Here is a 24,652-nt window from a genome sequence, read left to right as displayed (position 1 = left end):
TCACTCAGGCTCCCGCATTACGGACGGCGGATACGATCTTGCGGGCGGCGTCGCCCAGATCATCGGCGGGGATGATCGTCAGGCCGGATTCAGCCAGCAGCGCCTTGCCGCGTTCGACATTCGTGCCTGCCAGGCGCACGACCAGCGGCACGGTCAGCCCGGTTTCGTGCGAGGCGGCGATGATGGCCTCCGCGATCACGTCGCAGCGCATGATGCCACCGAAGATGTTGACCAGGATGCCACGCACCTTGGGGTCACCGATCAGGATGCGGAAGGCGGCCGCCACCCGTTCCTTGGACGCGCCACCACCGACATCAAGGAAGTTGGCGGGTTCCTCGCCTTCCATCTTGATGATGTCCATCGTCGCCATCGCCAGGCCCGCGCCGTTGACCATGCAGCCGATGTTGCCGTCCAGACCGACATAGGCCAGCCCGTATTCGGCGGCTTCGCGTTCACGCGGGTCTTCCTCGTGCACGTCGCGCAGCTTCGCCAGTTCGGGGTGGCGGAACAGGGCGTTTTCATCGAACGACATCTTGGCGTCCAGCGCCAGCAGGTCGCCCGCCCCGGTCACGACCAGCGGGTTGATTTCCACGATCGCGGCGTCAAGGCCGGTAAAGGCGTTGTAGGCGGAACGCACGACGTTCTGGAACGCTCTGATCTCACGCCCGGTCAGGCCAAGGCGCACGGCAAGGTCGCGTGACTGGTAATCACACAGGCCCTTCGCCGGATCGACATATTCCTTGAGGATGCGTTCAGGCGTACGGGCCGCCACCTCCTCGATTTCCATACCGCCATCGGGGGATGCCACAATGACGATCTGGCCCGTGCCGCGATCGACCAGCATGGAAAAATACAGTTCACGCGCAATGTCGCAGCCGGATTCGACATACAGCGTGCGCACAAGGCGCCCCATGGGGCCGGTCTGCTTCGTGACCAGCACTTCACCCAGCATGGCGTCCGCCGCATCGCTGACTTCGGCCGTGCTGCGGGCCAGGCGCACGCCCCCCCTGCCTTCGGGTTTCCCCGCGAAATGCCCGGCGCCGCGCCCACCCGCGTGGATCTGCGCCTTGACCACCGTGACCGGCGCGTTCAGGGCGCGGGCGGCATCAACGGCTTCCGCGGCGGTGGTGGCGGCACGTCCTTCAGGCACGGGCATGCCGTAGGAGCGCAGAAGCGCCTTTGCCTGATATTCGTGAATATTCATTTGGCGACCCAATCTGTCGTTCTTATTGGCGGTGTCGGGCTACGCCCCTAGCACGATATGGCCCCGGAATGACAGGGGTGGGATGGATGCGGGATTGGCGTAAACATGAAACATGTGTCATGTCGTCTCCAGCAGTGGCAGGCGCGGCGCGCCGTCATGGAGAAAATGCAGAAGACAGGTAGCGATGAAACACTGGCGCATTGAACAGATGGACTGGGACCGTTTCGATCCGCGACGTGTGGACCCTGACATTGTCCCATTGGTCAAGGCTGCATCGGTCGTTGAACGCAACGGCCTGGATTATGCCTGCTACCTGAAGAATGTTTTCGCCGATGACCCTGATTTCAGCAAGGCGGCGGACAACTGGGCGCAGGAGGAGGTGCAGCACGGCGACGCCTTGGGCCGGTGGGCCATGCTGGTGGACCCGTCATGGGACTATATGGCGGCGTTCGAGCGGTACCGGCGGTCCTACCGGCTGGACCTGGACGTGGATGCCTCCATCCGCGGGTCGCGCACGGGGGAACTGATCGCGCGCTGCATGGTGGAAACGGGTACCTCCTCATTCTATACCGCGCTGGCCGACGCCACGGACGAGCCCGTGCTCAAGGCGATATGCCGGCAGATCGCGGCGGATGAATACCGTCATTTCAAGCTGTTCTATGACCATATGCACCGCTACCTGCGGCGCGAGCACCTGGGGGTATGGCAACGCACGCGCATCGCCCTGGGCCGGGTGACGGAAAGCGAGGATGACGAACTGGCCTCCGCCTTCCACTCCACCAATGAACCCATCACCGTGCCCTATGATCACAAGCGCTGCATCGCGGCCTACATGTCGCGCGCGCTGCGCTTTTACCAGCCCCGGCATGCCGTGCGGGTGACGGGCATGATCCTCAAGACAATCGGGTGGACACCACACGGGCGGCTGCATGCGCTGATCGCGCGGGGGGTGTACCGCCTCCTCATGATGCGGCAGCGCAAATTCGCGCGCGTCATGGCCGCGGCCTGACCGGAAACAACCCACAGACAGGAATGAAGACAGACAGAATGAAGGCTCGGGACATGAAGACGCGGTATCTTGCCCTTGTGGCGGCAGGCTGCCTTGTGCTGGCGGGGGCAGCGCGGGCGGATGCGCCCGCCGCCCCCGACACGGCAGGGACGGATACCCCGCCCGAAGCCCAGATCAGCGACGCCGCCCATGCCGAACGGCTGATCGCGTCACAGGTCGGGCTGGTGAATTTCACCGCCCCCGGTTTCCACCGGGGCACGGTGCGGCATATCGTCATGTTCCGCTTCCTACCCGTCATTACCGACGACCAGCGCGCGGAGGTCGTCCGCCGCTTCATGGCGCTGCGCCAGATCTCCCGGCGCAATGATGGCAGCCCTGTCATTGCCTCCATCGAGACGGGCGCGCAGATGAGTGGGGAAGGGCTGGATGAGGGGCTGCAGCAGGCTTTTGTCGTCACGTTCAATTCCGAAGGGGACCGCAATTACTATGTCGGCCGTCCCGTCGTGACCGATCCGGCCTATTTCGATCCCGCGCATGAAGCCTTCAAGAAATTCGCGGCACCCTTCATTATCAGCACCCTGGTGTTCGATTATGCCGTGCCTTCCGCGCAACCCCAGCACAAGGCCCCGGTCCAGACCGGTCGCCTGCGTGTTCCCCAGCAGCAGGGCTGACGGGCCGGGTACACCCCACCAATGGAGTAAGATTACATGACAACCGTGACCCTGGGTCATCTGGACAACACCCTGCAGCAGGCATCGGCGGCGGCAGTGGCGCGCGTGCTGGAAGCCTATGAACTTGAAATCGAATATGTCGTGGCCGTCCGCGCCGAAATGGTGGAACACATGCGCCGTGGCGATGTGGACCTGTTCGTGTCCGCGTGGCTGCCCGATGTCGATGCGGCCTTCCTTGCCCCCGACCTCGGCATGGAGGCATTTGGCCAGCTGTACCGCCCGGCCTTTGGCTGGTGCGTGCCCGAGGCGGCGGCAACCGGCATCACGTCTGTGGCCCAGCTGGCGGGTGAGGGCTGTCCCATCGGCCGTGAGATCGTGACCCCGGAATCCATCCTTGACCGCGTGCGTCAGGTTGTCGCGGCCTACAACCTGACGGAAGCGGGCTATACCATCGCCAGCCGTCCCGATGCGGAAGCGTATGACCACGCGGCCCATATCCTTGCCGGTGGCCTGCCCGAAATCATCCCGACATGGCAGCCGTCCTTCCTGCATTACGGGCAGCGCCTGGTGCAGCTGGATGACCCGAAGGGCGCGTTCGGGGCCGAACAGGACGCGCGTATCCTGCTGCGTTCTGCCGTGCGCGCGGACATGGACCAGGACCTGCTGGATGAACTCGATGAACTGACGCTGGGCAACAAGGTGGTCAGCGCGCTGGACCACGCCATGCGCTTTGATGGCATGAGTGCCGATGAAGCGGCCGAGGCATGGCAGCGCGGCAAGCTGCTGCCGCGCTGAGGCCCCGGTCATGAGCCAGCATGAAACCGATGCCCCGCCCACCCATGACGTGCGTGATGCGGGGCTTCAGGCCCAGTACGAGCAGTATCCCTATCCCGCCCGCGACCCGCGGGAGGAAAAAAGCCGCCTGCTGATCGGCAGCCCCAGCCACCTGCGCGAAATCGATTACTGGGTGTTCGGGGCGACCCGCCCGCAATCGCAGCCGTTGCGGGTGCTGGTGGCCGGGTGCGGCACGGGTGATGGCGCGATCATGCTGGCCACCCACATGGCGCGCGCGGGACGGGCGGGGGAGGTGCTGTGCCTTGACCGTTCCCCCGTGGCGCTGGAAACGGCGCGGGCGCGGGCACAGGCGCGGGGTCTGGAAAACATGCGCTTCGTGCGCGGTGACCTGACCGGCCTTGCTGCGGTCGCACCCGGGCCGTTCGACTACATCGACTGCTGTGGCGTGCTGCACCACCTGCCTGACCCCGATGCGGGGCTGGCGGCGCTGGCGGGCGTGCTGGCCCCCGGCGGGGGGATGGGCCTTATGGTCTATGCCCCGTATGGCCGCACCGGCGTCTACATGCTGCAGGATGCGCTGGAGCGTCTGGCCCCGGTGACGGATGCGCCAAAACAACGGCTGGACGTGGCGCGCCGGGTCATGCGGCACCTGCCCGCCACGGCGTGGCTGCGGCAGAACGGCAATTTTGGTGATCACCTGACCGGGGGCGACGCGGGGCTGTATGACCTGCTGCTCAACCCACGTGACCGGGCATATGACATCACCGCCTTTCATGGCCTGCTGGACCGCGCGGGGCTGAATGCCGCGTGCCTGATGGAACCGGCCCGGTATGACCCCGGCCTGCTGCTGCCCGACCCGCGGCTGCGGGAACGGATCGCGGCCCTGCCTGAACGCGCGCGTCAGGCCGTGGCAGAGGACGTGGCGGGCAACATGGCCACCCATGTCGCCTATGTGCGCCGGATCAGCGAACCCGTGGTCCGTGCTGATGCCATGGCGGCGGATGCCGTGCCCATCATGCGTGAAATCCCCGGCATCGAGCTTGCCCGCATGATCGGTGGTGATGACCGGCTGCCCTTCGCCTTTGGCACGCTGCAGGTCGCGATTGCCGTGCCGCCGCAGACGCGCGGCATCCTGCCCCTGATCGACGGGGAACGCACGGTGGGCGAAATCGGCGCGATCATGGAAACGCGTGGCCTGTCCGCCAGCCGGTTCGCAAAGGTATGGGAGCAGGTCTTCACCACGCTGGAATCGCTGAACCGGGTGCTGCTGCGCGCGCCGCGCTGACCATGGCGGGGCAGGCGTGGGGGGGCGGCCTGCCGGTCGTCATATTCGGCGCGAAACTGAAACCTGACGGCACACCCACGCGCACGCTGCGCCTGCGGGTGGCGGCGGCCCATGCCTTTGGCGTGCGCCGGGGCGCGGTGGTGTATGTGCCCACCGGCGGTCCCTCGCCGCCGTCTGGGCAGCGGGAGGCGGACGTCATGGCCGGCATGCTGCGCACCAGCGGCGTCCCGTCCGATGCCATCATGGTGGAGGACACGGCCCCGGATACGCTGGCCTCCGTCATCCGGTGCACGGGGCTGCTGCGGCAACGGGGATATGCGGGGCCGGTTGCGGTGGCCAGCAGCGCCTACCACCTGCCACGCTGCCTTGTGCTCATGCGCATGATGGGGTGGCGGGTGCTGCGCGTGCCCCCGCCCGCGGCCCCTGCCGCGCAACGGTGGGGCAGGTGCTGGTTCTGGCGCCTGCGTGAAGGGGCGGCGCTGCCGTGGGATGCGCTGCTGCTGGCATGGCACCGCCTGCATGCAGGGCAGGATGGTGATTGACACTGCCTGCCGCAACCCGCATCACGCGGTTGAACCGAAAAAACAACATGAGTGTGGATGGAAGTCATGCCTGTGCAAGCCTTTGTTTTCCCCGGTCAGGGAAGTCAGTCTGTTGGAATGGGACGCGATCTGGCCGAGGCATTCGCCCCTGCGCGGGAAGTGTTCCAGGAAGTGGATGACGCGCTGGACCAGCACCTTTCGCAGCTCATGTTCGAAGGCCCGATGGAAGACCTGACCCGCACCGACAATGCCCAGCCCGCGCTGATGGCGGTCTCGCTTGCCGTGCTGCGCGTGCTGGAACGTGAGGGCGGGCTGGAACTGAAGCGCGACGTGGCGCTGGTGGCCGGGCATTCGCTGGGTGAATATTCGGCCCTTGCGGCGGCTGGCGCGTTGGGCGTGGCCCAGACGGCCCGCCTGCTGCGCCTGCGCGGCAACGCCATGCAGAAGGCCGTGCCACCGGGAATGGGGGGCATGGCGGCCCTGATCGGCGTGGGCATGGACATGGAACGCGCCGCCAGCCTGTGCGCGGAAGCCGCGACCTTCACCGATGAAGCCGGCAGGGCGCACACGCAGGTGCTTGAGGTCGCCAACGACAATGGCGGCGGCCAGGTGGTCGTCGCGGGCGAGACGGCGGCGATTGACCGCGTAATCGCACTGGCCAAGGCGCAGGGCGTCAAGCGCGCGCTCAGGCTGCCGGTTTCCGCCCCGTTCCACTGTTCGATGATGGCCCCGGCCGCTGAGGAAATGCGTGCGGCCCTTGCTGACACGGACATAAAGGCCCCGGTCGTGCCCGTGGTGGCGAATGTGACGGCGGCCAAGGTCACCGACCCGGCCACGATCCGCGACCTGCTGGTGCGTCAGGTGACCGGCACCGTGCGCTGGCGTGAAAGCGTGGACGCCATGGTGGCCATGGGCATCGACAGTTTTGTCGAAATCGGCTCGGGCAAGGTACTGGCCGGGTTGGTGAAGCGGATCAATGGCGACGTTGCCACCCGTTCGGTCGGAACCCCGGCCGATATCGAGGCCTATCTGGCCGCGCGCTGAAAACAGGCATCTGCCCTACGGTCTGAGCCGTGGGATCATGTTGAGTTGATGGATACCGAAGGGAACGGACAGGTCATGTTCAGGCTGGACGGAAAGGTTGCTCTGGTTACCGGGGCATCAGGTGGAATCGGGCGTGAGATCGCGCGTGCGCTGCATGCGCAGGGTGCGGTCGTGGTGCTGTCGGGCACCCGGCAGGCGGTGCTGGAGGAGGTGGCGGCGTCCATCGGCGCGGAAGGGGGCGCGGACCGGCTGCATGTCTGTCCCGCCGACCTGTCGGATGCGGCGGCAGCCGACGCGCTGGTCGCCAGCGCCGAGGAAAAGGCCGGTGCGCCACTGGCCATCCTGGTCAACAACGCCGGGCTCACGCGCGACACGCTTGCGATTCGGATGAAGGACGAGGACTGGAACCGCGTGCTGGACGTTGACCTGGCCGCCCCCTTCCGCCTGTGTCGCGCGGCCCTGAAGGGCATGCTGCGCCGCAGGGCGGGGCGGATTGTCAACATTGCCTCCGTCGTGGGGGTGACGGGCAATGCGGGGCAGGCCAATTACGCCGCCGCCAAGGCCGGGATGATCGGCATGGGCAAGTCGCTGGCGCAGGAAGCGGGCAGCCGTGGCGTGACCGTCAACACCGTGGTCCCGGGCTTTGTCCAGACCGCCATGACCGATGTCCTGCCGGACGCGCATAAGGAAAAACTGGTCGGATCCATTCCCCTGGGCCGCATGGGCCAGGCCAGCGACATCGCCCCGGCCGTGGTTTACCTTGCTTCCGACGAGGCCGGGTGGGTCACCGGGGCCACGATCCATGTCAATGGCGGCATGGCGATGGTCTGACAGATGTGATATTTTGCTGGACAGCAGGCCGGAAGTGACAAAAAAGATAGTCCTGACGGCCGCGCTGTCCCCTTAATTGCGGGGCGAGCAGACAGGAAATGCATTCGCCGCCTTGGCGATTGCATCAAAACCGTGCTAATCGCCCGCAGCTTCGTCCGAAGCGGGCTGGTGTGCAACACTGGTTTGCAGGGACGTTACAGGACGAACACGTTTCGAACCGCCCGTTTCTTTCAGGGGCAGACAGGAAGCAGAGACAGATGAGCGAAATCGCCGATAAGGTTAAGAAGATCGTAGTCGAGCACCTTGGTGTGGACGAAAGCAAGGTCACCCCCGACGCCTCCTTCATCGATGATCTGGGCGCCGACAGCCTGGACACGGTTGAACTGGTCATGGCGTTCGAGGAAGCTTTCAGCGTCGAGATCCCCGAAGACGCAGCCGAGAAGATCACGACCGTGAAGGACGCGATCGACTACATCGAAAAGCAGAAAGCTGCCTGATCGGTCTGTTTCCGATCATATTTACACGAATTCAGTCAGGTATCGTTACTTTCAGGAGCAGGACGGGTTGATGCAGTCTACCGGATTGACGTCTGGACAACGGCGCGTTGTCGTAACCGGTATGGGCATTGTCAGCCCACTGGGACTGGGTGTGGAGCGTAACTGGTCACGTCTTGTGGCCGGGGAAAACGGCTTTGGCCGCATTTCTTCGTTCGACGCGTCCGACCTGCCGGCACAGGTTGCGGGCGAAGTGCCCGCAGGGCCGACGGAAAGTGGCGGCCTGACCCTTTCGGACTGGATACCCGTCAAGGACCAGAAAAAGATGGATCGCTTCATCCATCTTGGTCTTGTGGCGGCGACCGAGGCGGTCGAGGATTCGGGCTGGAAGCCGGAATCGGAAGAAGACCGCTGCCGTACCGGTGTCATGATCGGTGCGGGTATCGGCGGCCTCCAGACCATTTACGAGGCATCGGTGACGGTGAAGGAAGGACGGGCCCGCCGCCTGTCGCCCTTCTTCATCCCGTCCGCCCTGATCAATCTGGTCTCGGGGCATGTCTCGATCAAATACGGATTCAAGGGACCGAACCATTCGGTTGTCACGGCCTGCGCCACGGGCGTGCATGCCATTGGCGACGCCGCCCGCATGATCATGCTGGGTGATGCGGACGTCATGGTTGCCGGTGGGGCCGAAGCCGCCGTATGCCCGCTGGGCATCGCGGGGTTCTGTTCCGCCAAGGCCCTGTCCACCCATTTCAACGATACCCCGGAAAAGGCATCCCGTCCGTGGGACCGTGACCGCGACGGTTTCGTGATGGGGGAAGGCGCCGGTATCGTGGTGCTGGAAGAATACGAACACGCCAAGGCGCGTGGGGCCAAGATCTATGCCGAGGTCATCGGTTACGGCATGTCTGGCGACGCACACCACATCACCGCACCCGCCGCCGGGCATGAAGGCGCTTTCCGCGCCATGCAGAACGCCGTGCGCAGCGCGGGTCTGACCCCTGCTGACATCCAGTATGTCAATGCCCATGGCACGTCCACCATGGCGGATGATCTGGAACTGGATGCGGTGGAACGCCTGTTCGGTGATGATGCGCGCAATCTGGCCATGTCGTCGACCAAGTCCGCCACCGGCCACCTGCTGGGGGCTGCGGGCGCGGTGGAAGCGATCTATTCCATCCTGGCCATTCGCGACAACGTGGCGCCGCCCACGCTTAATCTGGACAACCCGTCGCGTGAAAGCGTGATCGACCGGATCGCGCATACGGCGCAGGAGCGCAGGATCGATACGATCCTGTCCAACAGTTTCGGGTTTGGCGGGACCAATGCCAGCGTGATCCTGCGCGGCGTATGAGACCGGGGCGCCTGCGGGCGCCCTTTTCATTTCACGGACAGGGATAAGGAGAGCGCGTGCGCAGGGTTCTGGCTGCACTTGGACTGGTTTTTCTGGTGCTGGTCCTGTCTGCTCTGGGTACCGCCTTCATGGGGATGCGGCATTATGAAGCCCCCGGCCCCCTGATCGAACAGCACACGGTCGTAATCCCGCATGGCGGTACGGAACAGGTGCTGCTGACATTGCAGCAGGCAGGCGTTGTGGATAGCAGCCTGCTGACGCGCAAGGTGTTCGAGACCGCGACCGCCCTGACCCGCGTGGATGGGGCGTTTCATGCCGCTGAACTGGTTTTTCCCGCCCATGCCTCCATACAGCAGGTGCTGTTCGTGCTGCGGCACGGCAAACCGGTGGTGCATAAGATGACGGTGCCCGAAGGCCTGTCTGCCATCCAGATTGCCAACCTGCTTGAACATGCACCCTATATGGATGGCAGTTTTCCGTTCCCTGCCGAGGGATCGGTCATGCCGCTGACCTATGATTACGAATGGGGCATGCCGCGTGCGCAGATGCTGGCCCGCATGCAGCGCGCCATGGATCGCGCGCTGGATCAGGCATGGGAAGGACGGGAAGTGGATGCCGCCATCATGAACCGCCATGACCTGCTGGTTCTGGCATCCATGATCGAGCGGGAAACCGGAAATCCGGCTGAACGGCCGGTCGTGGCGCGCGTATTCCTGAACCGCCTGCATCAGGGCATGCGGCTGCAGTCCGATCCGACCGTGGTCTATGGCCTTAATCAGGGCGCGGGACCTTTGGGCCATGCCCTGTCCCATGCCGATCTCATGCAGCCTACGGCCTATAATACGTATGTGATTGCAGGGCTTCCGCCAGAACCGATCTGTTCACCGGGGGCGGCGGCGCTGGAGGCCGCGGCCCACCCGGCACAGGGAAACCAGCTCTATTTCGTGGCGAACGGGCGTGGTGGTCATGATTTTGCAGCAACGCTGGGGGATCATAACCGCAACGTATCCGCGTTCCGTGCAGGGAAGCATGCACAGGCGGCTCCCCTCAGATAGGGGAACCGGCCGTGCATGGGGACGTGATTACTGCGGCGGCAGGCTCTGGCTGCTGACCGACCCGGACGGCGCCGTGTCGATCGGCTGCTGTGGCGTGGTGGTGTCCGTATTCGTGGTGCCGGTCTTGCCGGTCCTGTCCGGGCGGCCCTGTGCTGCGGTCAGGACTTCGCTCAGGGCGGAACGGAGCGGGTCCGCGCCTGAATTGTTGACCCGCATGGAAATCACGATGTCTTCCGGTCCCACGATCTGGTTGTAATAGGCCCGGTTGGCGGCGCTGTTGACCCGCATCTTGGACCCGCCCAGTGCGGCACCCGCGAACAGGCCCTTGGATTTCTGAACACCCCGGATGGACGTGTTATGTTCACCCGCCGTGCCGGTTTCCAGCCCCGACCCGGAGGAGGCGAAGGACGTGCCGACATCAGCGCTCAGCTTCATCTGGCTGTCCAGCAGGGACTGTACGCCATCATCGGTCATGACAAACAGCATGACCTCGACATCCTGCATGCCAAGCTGGAGTCCGAAATTGGCCGAGGACATCCGGTAGAACGCAGGGTCGGACCAGGACCCATGGGCATCGCGGGTCAGGAAGACACAGCCGCCGCCGCCGCCGCCAAAGGCGATCGACATGCGAAAGACGGACGGGCAGACAATGACGCCACGGGATTCAGCAAGGTAACGGGTCACCTTGCTGCCAGCGGTCGCGGTGGAAAACATGTCACGAACGGTCAGGGTGGCGCGGTCCACCAGACTCTGTTCTTCTTCCATGCTGGCAGCCATGGCCGCGTGCAGCGGCATCATCAGGGCCAGAGCGGCAAATGATGTCCTGATGAGATGAAACGTGTGCAAACCCATGCTCCCTTTCCGATTCGTAACGGCAGATCCACCAAAACGGCTCGTGCCTTGGAGTGGTCCGTTTTCATGGCTGAATCATGGTCCATAAGGCAAGGCCATGTGGCATGATACAGCCATATATTGCGGTTATTTAAGGGAGACGCCAACCGCATCCGACAGCGTATCGGCAATGCCGGGGGCTGCGGCAAGAATGCAGATGCCACCTGTCAGGCCACCATCGCGCAGGAAGGGGGACACGCGGGCGCCAGCTTCATCCAGCAGGACAAGGGCTGCCGCCACATCCCACAGGTTGATGCAGATTTCCAGATAACCGTCCTGACGGCCACAGGCGACTTCCGCCAGGGCAATGGCGCCGGACCAGCCGGAACGTGGCATGGCGCCAAGGTTCAGGATCGCGTCGATCTTCTGCTGGAAGACACCGGCGGGCACGCGGTTGCTCCATCCCATCTCGATCAGCGAGGATGCGGTATCGGTCACGGGGGAGGCATGGATGCGCTGGCCATTGAGGAAAGCACCATGCCCACGCACCGCCGTATAGGTTTCACCCAGTGCAGGCGCCTCGATAATACCGGCGACAGGTGTGTCGCCATCCATCAGACCAAGCGAGATGCACCAGCGGTTGCGGCCGCGGGCATAGTTGGACGTACCGTCAATCGGGTCCACCACCCAGCGCAGGCTGCCGGTGCGGGTGCGGCCTTCTTCTTCCCCCTGGAAACCGTCCTCGGGGAACAGCGTGCCGATTCGTTCGGAAATGAAGGCTTCCACCGCGCCATCGGTTTCCGTCAGCCAGTCCTGTGCGCTTTTCAGCGTCCCCTTGGGGCCACCGGGGGCAGGGCGCATTTTCATGGCCAGGGCGGCTGCATCGCGCACAACCGAACGGGCGGCTTCAAAACGGGTCAGGATGGCCTGTGTCATCGGGTAACCTTCTTTTCAGGGTCAGAAAATCTCATTCCACACGTAGCGCCGTTTTCACCGCGTGTTCCACCTGTGGCATTTCCACCCTGCCTAACCGTTCGGCGGCCTGCATGGCAAACTGAAGTGTCAGCTGCCGCCGCCGCGCCGGGGGCAGGGGTACGTTGGGGGAGGGACGCAGGATCGCACAGTCAATACAGGCTGCGGCCCCTTCCACCCCATGACCCGTCGCGGCCATGATGAGGCCCGTGGTATCGGGCAGGACAGCCTGTGGAAAATCCTGGTTGACGGCAAAATACATCTGGTCGCACCACGGCAGGTACTCCTGCCATTTCTGGTCGGCGCGGAAATCGGGCAGGCCGGACTTGATCTCGATACAGATGAAATGCCCCTTGGGCGTCAGGGCCATGATATCCGCGCGCCTGCGGCCTGGCAGAATGAATTCATGCAGCACCGCCCACCCATGCAGCCTGCACATCTGGCTTGCGCCAGTGCGGACGGCGGACTGGATCTGCGGCGCAGTCGGGCGGGACATGGCGGTGGATAAGGACGATCAGGTCGCCGGCGGCACGGATAGCAGGCGGGTCACCAGTTCAAGGTCCGCAGGCTTGTCCACGTCCACGGCGGCGCGTCCGTCCGGCAGGGGGACCATGGCCACCCGGGCATGGGACAGGTGCCCGATGCGACGGCACACGTCCGCGCGCGTCAGGCGCCGCAGGATGAAACGCAGCAGGATCCCGGGCCCGAGAATGCGTGCCATCCTGAACGGGTGTTTGCGCTCGGCTTCCAGCTTCTGCCACAGCCGGATCACGCCACAGGCGGCGGGCGTGCGGAACAGGAACATGTTGCAGCCCGAAAACGCCCCATCCGCCAGCCGTATCATGGTGCGCTTCGTGCCCGGCACATCACGCAGGATATCCGGCTCCATCGCGATACCGGCCGCGACATCACACCCGCTGTCCTGCGCACCCTGCACGAAAGCGCGGACCCAGCCGGGTTCCAGCAGGGCATGGTCGGCAGTGGTGACCAGCAGGGGCGTGCCCAGCGTATCCAGCGCCCGCATGACGCTGGCGCTGGGTCCGGCCGCCGGGGGGATAAAGGTGACATTATCGGGCACGATGCCCGCAAGGACGTCAGGTCGTTCGATGCAGATGGCGATCCTGCCAATGCCTTCGACCGCCTGCAGCGCGGTGACGACCCGGCTGATCATCGGGGTGCCACAGACCGGCAGGATGGCCTTGTGCGAAATACCCGCCGCCTGCGCCATCGGGTCGGGGCGACCCGGTCTGCTGCCCGCCAGGATCAGGACGTTCAGCCCCATCTGTGCGTTCACGCCGCGGTACGGGTGGTGTTCGCACCATCGGGGCGGTCACGCGGGGGGGAGCCGGTTTCCTCCATCACCCACGGATACTGCTTGGCCTCGTTCACGTCGTAACCGAGGTTGAACACGGTCGGGCTGCGCGGGCAGCCGCGGGCATCGACATAATAGCTGCGGAACAGGCGGTCCGCCACGAAGCTGGTAATGCCGTAATTGCCATTTTCGTTATGGAAATGATGCAGCACGTGGCGCTGCTTCATCCGCTGGATCCAGCCCATGCGCGGCTTGTAGTTCAGGTGCTGGATGCAGTGAAAGAATTCATAGATGCACGTTATGGTCAGGCCCGCGCCGAAAGCCGCCGCGGCCCCGGCTATGTTGCCAATGGCGTAGCCGATGGGAATGGTGACGATGGCAATGGTCGGGATGGTGTTGAGCGGGGAGCCGAACAGCACATCCAGCAGGTGGGGATCCTGATGGTGGTCGAAATGGATGCGTTTCCACAGCGTGGCGCTCCATTTCATGCGATAGAGGAAACGTCCGTGCAGGATGAAACGATGAATGCAGTACCATACCAGCGGATAGACCAGAATGACGGATACGATGCTGATCGCCACCGGTGCCAGAGACGTGAAATTATAGATCATCAACGCGTAGCTGACCAGCGCCAGTGCGAAATACAGCAGGATGGTGGGATAGGTCAGATAGGCAATCCAGAGCTGCGATAGGTTCATCTTGCCAAGGTCAAAACTGCGACCTGTTCTGATGGAACTGTTTTTGAGGGTATTCGTAATCATCGCTCTTCGATCCTCAATAGCACGGTGATGACGCCGAGGATGAAAATAAGGATCCCGACGAATATCGCCATAAGCGAGGGCAATGTTCCCGCATTTCCCAGTGCGCGCAATAGCCCCTGGAATACGATAAATAGCAGGCCCGCGCCCAGACACCAGATTGGCAGCCAGCTGCGCGTTCCGGCCCGCGGTGGGATATAGACCACCGGCACGGCCAGTAACAGCATTACCGTGAATGTCACGGGTAACATGATACGTCCCAGTATTTCCGTCAGGAAAAAGGACGGAGACTGGCTGGAAGGCAGCACGCCGCGCTGTTCATCCAGCATCGTATTGATGGACTGTGTAAAGCTGACCGTCAACTGAATGATATATCCCGGCGTCAGTGACGCGGGCCAGTTCAGTCTTACGCTCTGGTCAGGGGGGGTATCGAGCAGGTCCACGCGTGAGGGGCTGACGACGCTGAGGACATGTGTCGGCGTGCCATACCAGTGGCCATGGATGTAATGGACATCCGCCAGGGTCGTGATTTTCTGCAGCAGGCTGCGCGGGTCGCGGTGATAGACGGTCACCTTGTCCATCATCGTGCCGCCGCCGCTCAGGTAAGTGATGTTGATCAGGTCATTATCCGCCCGGATCCAGTAGTTATGCCTGTTTTTCGCTGCATGTGGCGTGGTGGCGTTCCACCATTGGGCCAGTGCCTGCTCGGTGCGGGGGGTAATCTGGTCATCCACGATTCCGCACAGCAGGCCCAGCGCGACGGTGGTGGGCAGCAGCAGCTTGACCAGCCCGGGCGTGGACAGCCCGGCCGCACGCATGATCGAGATCTCGTTCGATGTCGTCAGCTGCAGCAGGGTCAGCAGCGTGCCGATCAGCACCGCGATGGGCATGGCGTTACCCAGCAGCAGCGGCAGGTGCAGCACGGCATAGTACAGCACCCCGCTCAGGCCCAGCTTGCGGTGCATGATTTCCGTCGCCTGCTCCAGCAGTGCCAGAATCTCCATGAGCGCAACCACGATGGCGGTGGTCGTGAACACCTTGGACAGCAGTTCGCGCGACAGATACCCCAGCAGGACCGTGCCGCAGGCCAGGCGTAACCGCAGTTTCATGTCCCGGTTTCCACAACACGGCGGGGCAGGCCGTCGGCGGACAGTTCGCGCGGGGCAATGGCCGGTCCACGGGTCAGGAGGATACGGATCCCGCCCGCCTGATGGACCAGCATGCTGACACAGATCACGGCGAAGGCGACGGTCGGCAGCCAGATGACCAGCAGCGGGGACATGTGCATGTTTGCGACAAAGCTCATCCCCATCTGCAGCGTGTGGTCAAACCCGACCAGGGTGATCGCGGCGATGGCCAGGCCGGGATTGCCCTTCTGCCGCTTGCGCACGCCTGCCAGCGCGCAGGCCAGGATGGGGATGAACGGAATGGCCGCCGTGCGGGCCAGGCGGAAATGCAGTTCGGCAATCATGTAGGAATGGCTGATGGACGGGTTGCCATGTCGTATACCGTAATACAGTTCCGGGACCGTCAGTTCGCGTTCGGTCTCTCCACGGCCGTTATAGGCTTCATCATCCAGCTTGCCATTGCTTGAGATCATGCGGGTGGTACGGGTGAACTCCGTAACGGAAGTCTGCTTGTCGCCGCTATCCGTCACGATGGTGCCATCTATCAGGTCAAGGCGTATCCTTGAGCCATCGGCGGGGTTGTAGAGATAACCCTTCTGCGCGGAAATGTAGCGTATATGCGCCTTGTCCGACTGGTCGCGTATGAAGACGTGCCACAGGCGGGACCCGGCATGATCGACCGTTTCCGCCGTAAGCACGATGTTGTCCGATATCGCGAACATCTTTGATTGCAGATGTGGCGTCCACCCCGCGTGGCTGGCGAAATAGAAGGCCGAGCGGTAATCATAACGTGCATAGGGCTGGATGAACCCGTAAAGCGAAAAGGCCAGCAGCCCGAATACCGCGCCCGTCAGGACAAAGGGCTGGCAGATGCGGAAGATCGAGACCCCGCTTGCGGTCAGTGCGTCGATTTCGTGATTGGCGCTCATGCGCCGGATGACGGTGAATACGCTTACGCACATGGCCGCCGGCAGCGCCAGCCCCAGGTAGTGGGGAACAAGATCGCTGAGCAGTGCGACAAAGGTTTTCATCGAACTGCCATTGGCCGCCAGCATGTCGAACAGCACCAGTAGCCGTTCCAGCAGCAGGGCGGCCATGACCACGCCCAGCGCAATGGAAAACGGCGGCACGACCTGACGCAGCAGGTAGCGGTCCATTGTGCTGGGAGCGAGTTTTCCCAGTATCCGGTGCGGCAAGGACATGCGACTCATGCAGGCGTGCTTACACCGGAAAAACACCCTGATGGAGAGGGAAGTTCAAAAATAGTTTCCTGGCTGGCGCCTGTCGTTGCATCTGTCATGAAAAAGTGACGCGTGACACCCAGCCTGTAGCCCGTGGCATGCGTGGTGACCGTAATATGGTTCCAGCCAGCGGCGCGCAGCGGATCACATGATCGTGCGGAAGCTGACGCAATGCCCACGACCGGCACGGGTGCCAGGGGACCGGGAAGGGAAGACAGGGTCGAGGTATGGATATGTCCGTGCAGGACCATCTCGGCCCCTTCCTGTGCGATGCAGGTGGCGAAATCCTGTATATCCGTCAGGGCTTTGCGGCGTATGGCCAGACCGGTGACAGGGGGATGATGGATCATGACAATGCGACACAGTCCCTGACGCGCGGTTTCGCGCAGGATATCACGCAGGCGCGCGGCCTGTCGTGCGCCAACCGTCCCGGTCGCCAGGAACCACGGTGTCGGTACGGCTGAACTGACGCCAATCAGCGCCACATTGCCCACCCTGCGGACGAAGGGAAAGGGCAGTGCGCCCATCCATGGCTGCCATAACCCCACGGTCTGATGCCATCTGTCATGAACAAGGGTGTCATGATTCCCCGGTATGACTGTACAGGGCGCGGGCATCTGTTCCAGCCAGCGGAGCGCCTGCCGGCATTCCCCCGGCAGGCCCATGTTGGTCAGATCCCCGGTAACGGCAATCATGTCGACCCCACTGGCCGCGACATCCGTCATGACATGGGCCAGGATTTCAGGACGATGCAGGAAGCGGCGGCGGCCTTTCCACGAAAAATAGCTGAACATGCGCTTGTTCAGCTGTTCGCCAAGGCGCGGGGGCACCATTTCGGTAGGCAGGTGCGGGTCTGACAGATGCGCGATGGTGATCGTGTTCAAGCTGACCTCTTTCCTTGCCTCATGCCTGCCGGTAACCGTCTGGACATGTGTTCTGGCGGCCCACGTGGGAGGGCACTCCCTCTTTTCGTGCCTTGCAATAGAAGGCAGATGGTTGCTTATGGCCTGTAAGTCAAATTTCAGACAGGGATGGAATAATCAGTGACCGGACGTTTTGCGCTTGTTTACAACCCGCGCAGCCGGCGGAACATGGGCGACAGGAGTGCATATGCCCAGACAGCCCGTGCCCTGCTGGGAAAAAACTTCGTCGATCCGGCTGACCGTTCCCGTCTGGATGCCAATATCGCGGAATTCGCATCCCGTGGTACGGACTGTATCGTCATAGATGGGGGGGATGGCACCGTCAGCGACGTGCTGACTGCCATCCACCGGCATTATGCTCCCGACAGGCTGCCTGCGCTCGCCATCCTGCCATCTGGCAACACCAATCTGATCGCGGGGGATGTTGGCTTCGGGCTGCGCGGCATTCGGGCGCTGGAGCACCTGCAGCAGCTTGATGCATCCGGGCAGTTGCGGCGCAACGTGCGCAGGCGATGTGGCCTGGTGGTGGAATGGCCCGAACCCGATGGGCCGCCACCGGTCGTGGGCATGTTTCATGGGGCCGCCGCGTTTACACGTGGTATCGAACTGGCCCACCAGCCCGCGATCCTGAATAATTATTCGCATGAAATGGCTGTTGTCGTCTCCTTCCTGTCTTCGGTGGCGCATCTGTTCTCGCGGCGTTCCCGGCAGGACTGGATGCGTGGGGAACAGATGGATATGAAGGCGGGCAAGACCATCGAGCGGCAGGGCAACTGTTTCCTGTTCCTGTCCACGACGCTCCAGCACCTGCCCCATGGCATATGGCCGTTCTGGACTGCGTGCGGGGTGCGTGATGATGTCATCAACTTCCTGCATGTGGCGGGACAGCCTTCCCGCCTTGCCGCTGCGGCATGGGCGCTGCTGCGGGGGCGGCATCCGGCATGGCTGCAGCATAACCCGGATTATTGCAGCGGGTGCGAAGACCGCATCGAAATGACGATGAAATCCGATTTCGTACTGGATGGGGAAGTCATGTCCCCCGGTGCCACAGGCCGGATCGTGCTGTCGGCCACCGCCCCGATCGATTTCATCCACGCGTAAGGAATGATGATCATGTCCCAGTCCAGTCCCACAGACCGCACTGCCGCAGCCGGACGGGTCGCCCATCTGCTGGCGCATGATCTGGTCCAGCCCGTCGCCCCCTTTGTCACGCAGTTTGTCACGCGTCTGCTTGGCGACGCCCGGCCGCTGGGCGTGATTTTCTACGGTTCCGCCCTGCGGGCGCCCGATCCGGACGGGATTCTGGATTTTTACGTGATTGTCGAGCATCTGGAAGACTGGACATCAGGCTACCTGTCACGCGAAGCCAACCGTATCCTGCCCCCCAATGTGGAGTATCATGAACTTCCGATCGGGGGGCGGACCATCCGGGCCAAGGTGGCCATCCTGTCCATAGCGCAGTTCCGCCGCATGACGGGACGCGCCACGTTGGATACCACGGTCTGGGCACGCTTCTGCCAGCCTGTGCGGCTTGTATGGGTCAGGGAACCGGACGCGGCCGATGCCATCCTGGCCTGCATTATCCGCGCGGTGGGGCAGGCGGGGCGCTGGGCTGCCGCCCTGGGTCCGGCACAGGGCACGGCCGATGACTACTGGCTGGCCCTGTTCGCCCATACTTACGGTGCGGAACTGCGTGTGGAGAACGGCCGCAGGCCGCGTAGCCTGCTACAGGGGCAGGAAGCACGGTACAGGCGCCTGCTGCCGGATGTATGGCGCGCCGATGGCCTGCCGTTCCGGTCTGAGGGCGATCAACTAACCCCCCAGCTGACACCTGAACTGCGCCGGAAGATGTACGAAGGCTGGTGGCTGCGTGGTCGGCTGGGGCGCGTGCTGAATGTCAGCCGCCTGTTCAAGGGGGCCTTCACGTTTGAAGGGGGCGCGCGCTATATCGCATGGAAGATCAGGCGGCATTCCGGCATTGAACTGCCGCTGGGGCCGTTTTCGGAACGGCATCCGCTGGTCTGCCTGCCGTATCTGCTGTGGAAATTACGGCAGGCAGGTTTTTTCAGGCGGCGCGGTTGATACCCATCTCGCCCGCTACAACGGCGAAGATTTCCACGGCCCGGTCTATCTGCTCCGGCGTATGGGTCGCCATGACGGAGGTCCGCAGCAGGGGATGCTGGTCGGGCGTTGCAGGCGGCAGGCTGAGGTTGACGTAAACCCCAAGGTCCAGCAGCCGGTTCCAGAACGCCACGGCAACCGCCACATCATCCAGAATGACGGACACGACAGGACTGGCCTGCGGGCCGGTGCGCAGGCCGGCCGCCTGCAGCCCGGCATGAAGCCTGCGTGCATTGTCCATCAACCGCACGCGCAGTTCCGGCCGGTTTTCCAGTTCAGTCAGCGCGGCCATGGTCGCGGCGATGACTTCCGGCGGCAGGGATGCGGTGAACATGTACGGACGCGAACACAGCCGGATCAGGTCCAGCCCGGCATGGTTGGAAACACAGTAGCCACCAACCGTGCCAAGGCTTTTGGAAAAGGTGCCGACGACAAAATCGACATCATCTTCCACGCCGTCGGCTTCCGCCACGCCACGGCCATGTTCGCCCATTACACCAACGGAATGTGCTTCATCCGCCAGCAGCCATGCACCGGTTTCCCGCTTGACGGCCGCGAATTCCGCCATGGGAACGACGTCGCCCATCATGGAATAGATGCCTTCGACCACGACCAGTTTCGCTCCGGGCGTACCATCAAGGCGGCGCAGGCGTTTATGCAGGTCATCGGCGTCGTTGTGACGGAAGCGGATGACCTGCGCATGGCCAAGGCGGCTGCCATCATAGATGCTGGCATGGCTGTCCGCATCAAGCAGCAGATAATCGTCCTTGCCCGCCAGTGCGGAAATCGTGCCCAGATTGGCCTGGTAACCGGTGGAAAACACCATGCAGTGCCGACGACGGAAGAAGGTGCACAGCCGCTCTTCCAACTGGCGGTGCAGACCCTGCGTGCCATTGGCGATGCGCGATCCGGTCGTGCCGACACCATAAGCCCTGGCGGCTTCCACCGCCGCTTCGATCGCGGCCGGGGACTGGCTCAGCCCAAGATAGTTGTTGGTGCCGAACAGAAGCGTCTCGCGCCCTTCGATCAGCCCGACCGTGGAGGAAATGGGCTTTTCGATCACGACGTTGAACGGGTTGCGCCCACCATCGGCCGTTACCGCCGACAGGGCGGACGCAAGGCCTTCATATTTCGAGAAAATCGACATGGTGTATCAGGATGCCTGCTTGAGAGAGACGATACAGGCAGCCAGATCATCAATGGTGCGGATATCAGCCAGCCGGTCAAGCGGCACGGAAACGTCGAGCGTGTCCTCGATTTCCATGACAAAATTCATGACGGCCAGTGAATCAAAGGCCAGATCCTCAACGATCTTGCTGCTGCCATTGATATCACGGGGAACCTTGGGGTTCGCCAGCAGCGTCTTCACGATCAGCGCGGAGACGCTCGCTACCGTTTCACTCATTCCTACATCCTTATGGCATGTCCTGCCTGCTTTCTTGCCGGCAGGGGATCAGCATGAATGGCCTGCCCCACGATCCACGACCGGGGGTGGGGACTGCAATCGGTCCCCTGATCGGAAGTCTTATGATCGAAAAACAGGTTTTTGGCCAGCCCTGCTTTACATTCTTGCCCGAGAGGGCAGGGCCCTGCGGCCCCGTCCCCTCAGACTACGGAAACAGATGATGTTTCCAGGGGCTGGAATGCACCCGACAGCAGCATGGCTTTCGCGCGGGCGCGGGTCAGCTTGCCCGATGATGTCTGCGGCAGGGTATGGGGCGGAACCAGAATGATGGAGACATCCACCCCATGCTGCCGACGGAACAGGCTGGCCGTTTCGGTCTTCAGGGTTTCGCGCGCCTCGGGGGAGGAGGCGCGGCACTGCACCAGCGCCACAATCTTCTCGCCTTCGTCCTCATCAACCGAAAAGACGGCGACGTCACGGCTGCGCAGGCTGCTGATTTCGGTTTCGGCGGACCATTCCAGATCCTGCGGCCAGATATTGCGACCGTTGATGATGATCAGGTCCTTGGCACGACCGGTTATGACAACCTGCCCATCCAGCATGTATCCCAGGTCACCGGTATTCAGCCAGCCATTGGCATCAACAACCCGGGCTGTTTCCTGCGGACGGCGGAAATAGCCCTGCATCAGGCTCGGACCACGCACGAATACAGCCCCGACCTGTCGGTCACGCAGCACGTTTCCCTGCGGGTCACGTACTTCCAGTTCATGGTGCGGCAGGACTTCGCCACAGATGACGAATGTGCGCAGCGCACGTGTCGGATCATTGGACGGCACGGCTTCGCCACGCGTTTCAAGCGCACGCAGGTCGATCGTATCCGTCCGGATGCCAGACCCCAGCGGCGCAAAGCTTATGGCCAATGTCGCTTCGGCCATGCCGTAGCTGGCGGTAAATGCACTGCTGTCAAAACCGGCCGAAGCGAAACGCTGGGCGAAATCCTCGAGGATATGATAGCGGATCATGTCGCCGCCAATCCCCGCCACGCGCCAGGTGGACAGGTCCAGTTCGATCGAGGTGGCGCGCCGTGCGCACAGTTCGTAACCAAAGGACGGACTGTAGGAAATCGTGCCACGGTTGCGACTGATCAGGTCCAGCCACACATGGGGACGCCGTGCGAATTCACGGGTGGGCAGCATATCGACGCTCAACTGGCATGTCATGGTGGTCAGGAAAAAACCGACCAGCCCCATGTCGTGATAGAGCGGAAGCCATGATACGCAGCGATCACCCGTCTCACGGACCTTCAGGCCATTCAGGGCAATGGCGTGCGCGTTCGCCATGCCGGAACGCTGGGTCACCGCGATTCCCATGGGGAAGCGTGTGCTGCCGGACGAAAACTGCAGGTAAGACAGGTCATCTGGCTGGACTGAGGGGAGGGTCTCGACCGTAATCGGGGTTTCGAGCAACTCGGAAGGCGTGCCGGAGAATTTGAGATCCAGCCCGGATGTGATTTCATCCGTCCATGACGAGATGATGGAAGCGATCACTACGGCGGATGCCGCAGCGCCCTCGATCATGCCACGCAGCGTGGCCACATACCCTTCACGGCCACCGAATGCGACCGGCAGCGGCAGGGGAGCAGGCACAAGGCCAGCATACTGGCAGCCAAAGAAGATACGGGCGAAATCACCATCGCTTTCTGCGACAATGGCCACCCGGTCACCGGGCTTCAGGCCAAGGGACAGCAGGCGCTTCGCCGTCTCGATCGCCTGTTCGCGCAACGTGCTGTAAGGCAGCGTTTCGAGCAGGACGCCCTTGCCAGAGTAGATGTTGAAGCCGCTCTTGCCCCGGGCGGCATAATCCAGTGCCGCCGGGAACGTCGGGAAATCGCCGTAACGACGAGGCAAACCAGAATCGGAGGGGGTCGGGAGGCTTATCATTTCCGGTAATGTGACTTCCACAGACGTAACTTGAAACGGCGAATGGGCGGTGTTCAACCAATTACCCTCAAAAAGTCAACAATCGATTTCGCGCCTTTGGCCGCCGCGTCTTCCGGCGCCGCGAACCCGAACGTATCGTTCATATACTCTTTTTGTCGATCAAGGAAATTTGCATGCGTAAGGAATGCCCTGTCAAGGGCTTGGGTCAGTGCATGCACGTTTTCCATCACCGGCCCCAATGTCCAGTTCGCATAATTCGGATCATCACGCCACTGTATTCCATGTGCATTCAGGAACAGGCAGGGACGCGGTTTTATAAGAAATTCCGCGACTTGGCTGCTGACATCACCCAGATACAGGTCTGATGCCAATGTATAGGTCATATCCACGCTCCGGTCGCTTCCCGGATCAATGATCATATGTGGATATGCAGCATAGGGCGCCAGTATACGGCGGCTTTTTGCACGATCTGTATCAAATAACCGGTAATGGGGTGCAAAGATCAGGTTGTATTTTTCCTGTTGGGCAAAATACTTGAGAACAGCCATGCCAAACCGGGGCCATGATGACAGGTTCGGACTGAAATGCGGATTGTAGAGAATGGTCGGGCGCATGTTGGAAAACAGGGTCTCGCTATTGGCATGCAGTCGGCGGACCATGTCAAATTTGGCATATATGCCAGTCATATACTGTCCATCACGTAGGGCATGCGCCGTTTCCAGGCGGTCTTTTATTTTATGGCCCGCCATCAGGATGTAGTCGAATTTCCGTGCATCATGGGTGAAGCCGATGGCCCTGTCCCCAGCACCGTGACGGGTCCAGATCAGGCGTGGATGGGAAACGCCCATTTTGCGTAAAAAGAGCGACGTGCGCTCGGGAACGACGATTGCCTGAAATCTGTTGAAATAATTTCTGTTCAGAAAGAGCGTCGCTATCTTGCTCAGGGGAGTCGGTCCGTGGCGCCTTATATGATTACGCAGCCAGGGAGGCAGGCGCAGAATATCAAAGCTGACCGAGGCGTCCGGATAAAAGCGGGATAGCAGCCGTATGCGGGAATCGCGTTCTGATGTCAGGCTGGCGACGTGAACCTTAATTTCTGGATAAAGCCGTGCCATTTCCAATGCGATAGGAAGTGAATGAAATTCCTGATGTGGCTGGGCAATATATGGAAACAGGATGTGGGACATTTATGATCGGCCTGAAAATCCCTTGATTGGCCTGAATTACATAACACACGGATTGATCATAAGATTAAATAACAAATACCGTTATCTCATGCTTTATACAAAACCGCATGTTTTGGAACGCGCATTATATGTGTGATTTTTCCATGGTTCCGGATGGTCTGTCGATATCCCTATAAAAGGATTGTTGCCGGCCTCTATCAGTTGGGCTGGTCAGGCATTGCCTTCGGGCTGCGGCCCGGTGAAGGCGGAATATATGTAGGGCCGGGATTTTGCGCGTGAACAGATCCATCTTCCCCTTGCACGCACCCATATAATCAGTGACGGCAGTTCATTGCAGGGAGGGGGCATTTCCAACCCTAATGCTTTGTGGGGATGGTCCATCCGTATGGTCTGGCGTGCATGCCGCATAAGCATGACGTCATCATCATATGGATGAAGTGTCATCTTCAGCGCGGTAGAAGCCTGATCCCTCCTTTTTTCATATATTTTTCATTTTAGTGCGTTTTTTTTGGTGCGATTGGTGAACGGTTTACGGTTTTATTGGCTGA

The 24,652-nt window shown here is 62.1% G+C and carries 25 protein-coding genes; 12 read left to right on the top strand and 13 right to left on the bottom strand.

Going from position 1 to position 24,652, the window contains the following annotated elements; translation table 11 throughout:
- Positions 1-4 precede the first annotated feature (4 nt).
- Complete coding sequence (sucC, locus tag GEU01_RS11270; protein ID WP_010509729.1) at positions 5-1,204, bottom strand: ADP-forming succinate--CoA ligase subunit beta; 1,200 nt, start codon at positions 1,202-1,204, stop codon at positions 5-7.
- Positions 1,205-1,388: 184 nt separating this feature from the next.
- Here sucC and GEU01_RS11265 point away from each other — a divergent pair, with 184 nt between their 5' ends.
- The 10 genes from GEU01_RS11265 to mltG all read left to right on the top strand — a co-directional run bounded on the left by GEU01_RS11265 (position 1,389) and on the right by mltG (position 10,287).
- Positions 1,389-2,213: an acyl-ACP desaturase gene (locus GEU01_RS11265; RefSeq protein WP_019086168.1), complete on the top strand. Its 825-nt coding sequence runs from the start codon at positions 1,389-1,391 to the stop codon at positions 2,211-2,213.
- A gap of 53 nt (positions 2,214-2,266) precedes the next feature.
- Positions 2,267-2,884, top strand: coding sequence for a Dabb family protein (locus tag GEU01_RS11260; protein ID WP_019086167.1), 618 nt, complete (start codon positions 2,267-2,269; stop codon positions 2,882-2,884).
- A 36-nt stretch (positions 2,885-2,920) separates the two neighbouring features.
- The gene (locus GEU01_RS11255; RefSeq protein ID WP_026018680.1) at positions 2,921-3,679 is read left to right on the top strand and encodes a glycine betaine ABC transporter substrate-binding protein; all 759 of its coding nucleotides are present in this window, start codon (positions 2,921-2,923) and stop codon (positions 3,677-3,679) included.
- 10 nt (positions 3,680-3,689) lie between these two features.
- Positions 3,690-4,964 (top strand): class I SAM-dependent methyltransferase, encoded by a 1,275-nt coding sequence (locus GEU01_RS11250; protein ID WP_026018679.1) that lies wholly within the window; start codon positions 3,690-3,692, stop codon positions 4,962-4,964.
- A gap of 2 nt (positions 4,965-4,966) precedes the next feature.
- The gene (locus GEU01_RS11245; protein ID WP_019086164.1) at positions 4,967-5,506 is read left to right on the top strand and encodes a YdcF family protein; all 540 of its coding nucleotides are present in this window, start codon (positions 4,967-4,969) and stop codon (positions 5,504-5,506) included.
- Positions 5,507-5,563: 57 nt separating this feature from the next.
- Positions 5,564-6,550, top strand: coding sequence for an ACP S-malonyltransferase (fabD, locus tag GEU01_RS11240; RefSeq protein ID WP_198284465.1), 987 nt, complete (start codon positions 5,564-5,566; stop codon positions 6,548-6,550).
- Positions 6,551-6,625: 75 nt separating this feature from the next.
- Positions 6,626-7,381 (top strand): 3-oxoacyl-[acyl-carrier-protein] reductase, encoded by a 756-nt coding sequence (gene fabG, locus GEU01_RS11235; protein ID WP_026018678.1) that lies wholly within the window; start codon positions 6,626-6,628, stop codon positions 7,379-7,381.
- Between the two features lie 257 nt (positions 7,382-7,638).
- Positions 7,639-7,878 carry an acyl carrier protein gene (locus GEU01_RS11230; RefSeq protein ID WP_003618476.1) on the top strand — a complete coding sequence of 80 codons (240 nt, stop codon included), beginning with the start codon at positions 7,639-7,641 and terminating at the stop codon, positions 7,876-7,878.
- Between the two features lie 70 nt (positions 7,879-7,948).
- Entirely contained in the window at positions 7,949-9,232 is a 1,284-nt protein-coding gene (gene fabF, locus GEU01_RS11225; protein WP_081472620.1) for a beta-ketoacyl-ACP synthase II, read from the top strand.
- A 56-nt stretch (positions 9,233-9,288) separates the two neighbouring features.
- A complete protein-coding gene (gene mltG, locus GEU01_RS11220; RefSeq protein WP_019086161.1) occupies positions 9,289-10,287 on the top strand; it encodes an endolytic transglycosylase MltG in 999 nt (332 codons plus the stop codon).
- Positions 10,288-10,314: 27 nt separating this feature from the next.
- Here mltG and GEU01_RS11215 read toward each other — a convergent pair whose 3' ends face one another.
- The 8 genes from GEU01_RS11215 to GEU01_RS11180 form a co-directional block, all read right to left on the bottom strand.
- Entirely contained in the window at positions 10,315-11,139 is an 825-nt protein-coding gene (locus tag GEU01_RS11215; RefSeq protein WP_010509701.1) for a lipid-binding SYLF domain-containing protein, read from the bottom strand.
- 126 nt (positions 11,140-11,265) lie between these two features.
- Positions 11,266-12,054, bottom strand: coding sequence for an inositol monophosphatase family protein (locus GEU01_RS11210; RefSeq protein ID WP_019086159.1), 789 nt, complete (start codon positions 12,052-12,054; stop codon positions 11,266-11,268).
- A gap of 31 nt (positions 12,055-12,085) precedes the next feature.
- A complete protein-coding gene (locus GEU01_RS11205) occupies positions 12,086-12,586 on the bottom strand; it encodes an MmcB family DNA repair protein (protein ID WP_019086158.1) in 501 nt (166 codons plus the stop codon).
- An 18-nt stretch (positions 12,587-12,604) separates the two neighbouring features.
- Positions 12,605-13,372, bottom strand: a complete 768-nt coding sequence (locus GEU01_RS11200; protein ID WP_019086157.1) for a nucleotidyltransferase family protein — start codon at positions 13,370-13,372, stop codon at positions 12,605-12,607.
- An 8-nt stretch (positions 13,373-13,380) separates the two neighbouring features.
- Positions 13,381-14,163: a sterol desaturase family protein gene (locus GEU01_RS11195; protein ID WP_019086156.1), complete on the bottom strand. Its 783-nt coding sequence runs from the start codon at positions 14,161-14,163 to the stop codon at positions 13,381-13,383.
- Complete coding sequence (locus GEU01_RS11190; protein ID WP_010509692.1) at positions 14,160-15,269, bottom strand: LptF/LptG family permease; 1,110 nt, start codon at positions 15,267-15,269, stop codon at positions 14,160-14,162. Before GEU01_RS11190 ends, GEU01_RS11195 begins: the two co-directional genes overlap by 4 nt.
- Positions 15,266-16,444, bottom strand: a complete 1,179-nt coding sequence (locus tag GEU01_RS11185) for an LptF/LptG family permease (protein ID WP_019086155.1) — start codon at positions 16,442-16,444, stop codon at positions 15,266-15,268. Before GEU01_RS11185 ends, GEU01_RS11190 begins: the two co-directional genes overlap by 4 nt.
- Positions 16,445-16,494: 50 nt before the next feature.
- A complete protein-coding gene (locus tag GEU01_RS11180) occupies positions 16,495-17,412 on the bottom strand; it encodes a metallophosphoesterase family protein (protein ID WP_019086154.1) in 918 nt (305 codons plus the stop codon).
- A 159-nt stretch (positions 17,413-17,571) separates the two neighbouring features.
- Between GEU01_RS11180 and GEU01_RS11175 the strand changes: the two genes are divergently transcribed.
- Both GEU01_RS11175 and GEU01_RS11170 read left to right on the top strand, forming a co-directional pair.
- Complete coding sequence (locus tag GEU01_RS11175) at positions 17,572-18,552, top strand: diacylglycerol/lipid kinase family protein (RefSeq protein ID WP_019086153.1); 981 nt, start codon at positions 17,572-17,574, stop codon at positions 18,550-18,552.
- A gap of 6 nt (positions 18,553-18,558) precedes the next feature.
- Positions 18,559-19,533 carry a hypothetical protein gene (locus GEU01_RS11170; RefSeq protein ID WP_026018675.1) on the top strand — a complete coding sequence of 325 codons (975 nt, stop codon included), beginning with the start codon at positions 18,559-18,561 and terminating at the stop codon, positions 19,531-19,533.
- Here the strand turns inward: GEU01_RS11170 and spt are convergent.
- The 4 genes from spt to GEU01_RS11150 all read right to left on the bottom strand — a co-directional run bounded on the left by spt (position 19,517) and on the right by GEU01_RS11150 (position 24,104).
- The gene (gene spt, locus GEU01_RS11165) at positions 19,517-20,719 is read right to left on the bottom strand and encodes a serine palmitoyltransferase (RefSeq protein WP_019086151.1); all 1,203 of its coding nucleotides are present in this window, start codon (positions 20,717-20,719) and stop codon (positions 19,517-19,519) included. The two genes, GEU01_RS11170 and spt, sit on opposite strands and share 17 nt — an antisense overlap.
- Positions 20,720-20,725: 6 nt before the next feature.
- Positions 20,726-20,977: an acyl carrier protein gene (locus GEU01_RS11160; protein ID WP_007400085.1), complete on the bottom strand. Its 252-nt coding sequence runs from the start codon at positions 20,975-20,977 to the stop codon at positions 20,726-20,728.
- A gap of 200 nt (positions 20,978-21,177) precedes the next feature.
- Positions 21,178-22,917 carry a fatty acyl-AMP ligase gene (locus GEU01_RS11155; protein ID WP_026018674.1) on the bottom strand — a complete coding sequence of 580 codons (1,740 nt, stop codon included), beginning with the start codon at positions 22,915-22,917 and terminating at the stop codon, positions 21,178-21,180.
- Positions 22,918-22,970: 53 nt separating this feature from the next.
- Positions 22,971-24,104 (bottom strand): hypothetical protein, encoded by a 1,134-nt coding sequence (locus GEU01_RS11150; RefSeq protein WP_019086149.1) that lies wholly within the window; start codon positions 24,102-24,104, stop codon positions 22,971-22,973.
- Positions 24,105-24,652: the final 548 nt, after the last annotated feature.

The sequence above is a fragment of the Komagataeibacter europaeus LMG 18890 genome (genome assembly GCF_000285295.1).
GTDB classification, from domain to species: domain Bacteria; phylum Pseudomonadota; class Alphaproteobacteria; order Acetobacterales; family Acetobacteraceae; genus Komagataeibacter; species Komagataeibacter europaeus.
The sequence above is the reverse complement of the archived record's forward strand: the minus strand, read 5'-3'. Positions and strand labels throughout refer to the sequence as shown.

Bases quoted from the DNA above. Each gene is read 5' to 3' on its own strand.
- GEU01_RS11170 (WP_026018675.1), top strand. From the start codon at position 18,559: ATGATCATGTCCCAGTCCAGTCCCACAGACCGCACTGCCGCAGCCGGA.
- GEU01_RS11155 (WP_026018674.1), bottom strand. From the start codon at position 22,917: ATGATAAGCCTCCCGACCCCCTCCGATTCTGGTTTGCCTCGTCGTTAC.
- GEU01_RS11260 (WP_019086167.1), top strand. From the start codon at position 2,267: ATGAAGACGCGGTATCTTGCCCTTGTGGCGGCAGGCTGCCTTGTGCTG.
- GEU01_RS11195 (WP_019086156.1), bottom strand. From the start codon at position 14,163: ATGATTACGAATACCCTCAAAAACAGTTCCATCAGAACAGGTCGCAGT.
- fabD (WP_198284465.1), top strand. From the start codon at position 5,564: ATGGAAGTCATGCCTGTGCAAGCCTTTGTTTTCCCCGGTCAGGGAAGT.
- GEU01_RS11255 (WP_026018680.1), top strand. From the start codon at position 2,921: ATGACAACCGTGACCCTGGGTCATCTGGACAACACCCTGCAGCAGGCA.
- sucC (WP_010509729.1), bottom strand. From the start codon at position 1,204: ATGAATATTCACGAATATCAGGCAAAGGCGCTTCTGCGCTCCTACGGC.
- fabF (WP_081472620.1), top strand. From the start codon at position 7,949: ATGCAGTCTACCGGATTGACGTCTGGACAACGGCGCGTTGTCGTAACC.
- GEU01_RS11230 (WP_003618476.1), top strand. From the start codon at position 7,639: ATGAGCGAAATCGCCGATAAGGTTAAGAAGATCGTAGTCGAGCACCTT.
- GEU01_RS11265 (WP_019086168.1), top strand. From the start codon at position 1,389: ATGAAACACTGGCGCATTGAACAGATGGACTGGGACCGTTTCGATCCG.
- GEU01_RS11250 (WP_026018679.1), top strand. From the start codon at position 3,690: ATGAGCCAGCATGAAACCGATGCCCCGCCCACCCATGACGTGCGTGAT.
- GEU01_RS11190 (WP_010509692.1), bottom strand. From the start codon at position 15,269: ATGAAACTGCGGTTACGCCTGGCCTGCGGCACGGTCCTGCTGGGGTAT.
- GEU01_RS11245 (WP_019086164.1), top strand. From the start codon at position 4,967: ATGGCGGGGCAGGCGTGGGGGGGCGGCCTGCCGGTCGTCATATTCGGC.
- fabG (WP_026018678.1), top strand. From the start codon at position 6,626: ATGTTCAGGCTGGACGGAAAGGTTGCTCTGGTTACCGGGGCATCAGGT.
- GEU01_RS11210 (WP_019086159.1), bottom strand. From the start codon at position 12,054: ATGACACAGGCCATCCTGACCCGTTTTGAAGCCGCCCGTTCGGTTGTG.
- GEU01_RS11160 (WP_007400085.1), bottom strand. From the start codon at position 20,977: ATGAGTGAAACGGTAGCGAGCGTCTCCGCGCTGATCGTGAAGACGCTG.
- GEU01_RS11200 (WP_019086157.1), bottom strand. From the start codon at position 13,372: ATGGGGCTGAACGTCCTGATCCTGGCGGGCAGCAGACCGGGTCGCCCC.
- GEU01_RS11215 (WP_010509701.1), bottom strand. From the start codon at position 11,139: ATGGGTTTGCACACGTTTCATCTCATCAGGACATCATTTGCCGCTCTG.
- spt (WP_019086151.1), bottom strand. From the start codon at position 20,719: ATGTCGATTTTCTCGAAATATGAAGGCCTTGCGTCCGCCCTGTCGGCG.
- GEU01_RS11185 (WP_019086155.1), bottom strand. From the start codon at position 16,444: ATGGACCGCTACCTGCTGCGTCAGGTCGTGCCGCCGTTTTCCATTGCG.
- GEU01_RS11205 (WP_019086158.1), bottom strand. From the start codon at position 12,586: ATGTCCCGCCCGACTGCGCCGCAGATCCAGTCCGCCGTCCGCACTGGC.
- GEU01_RS11150 (WP_019086149.1), bottom strand. From the start codon at position 24,104: ATGTCCCACATCCTGTTTCCATATATTGCCCAGCCACATCAGGAATTT.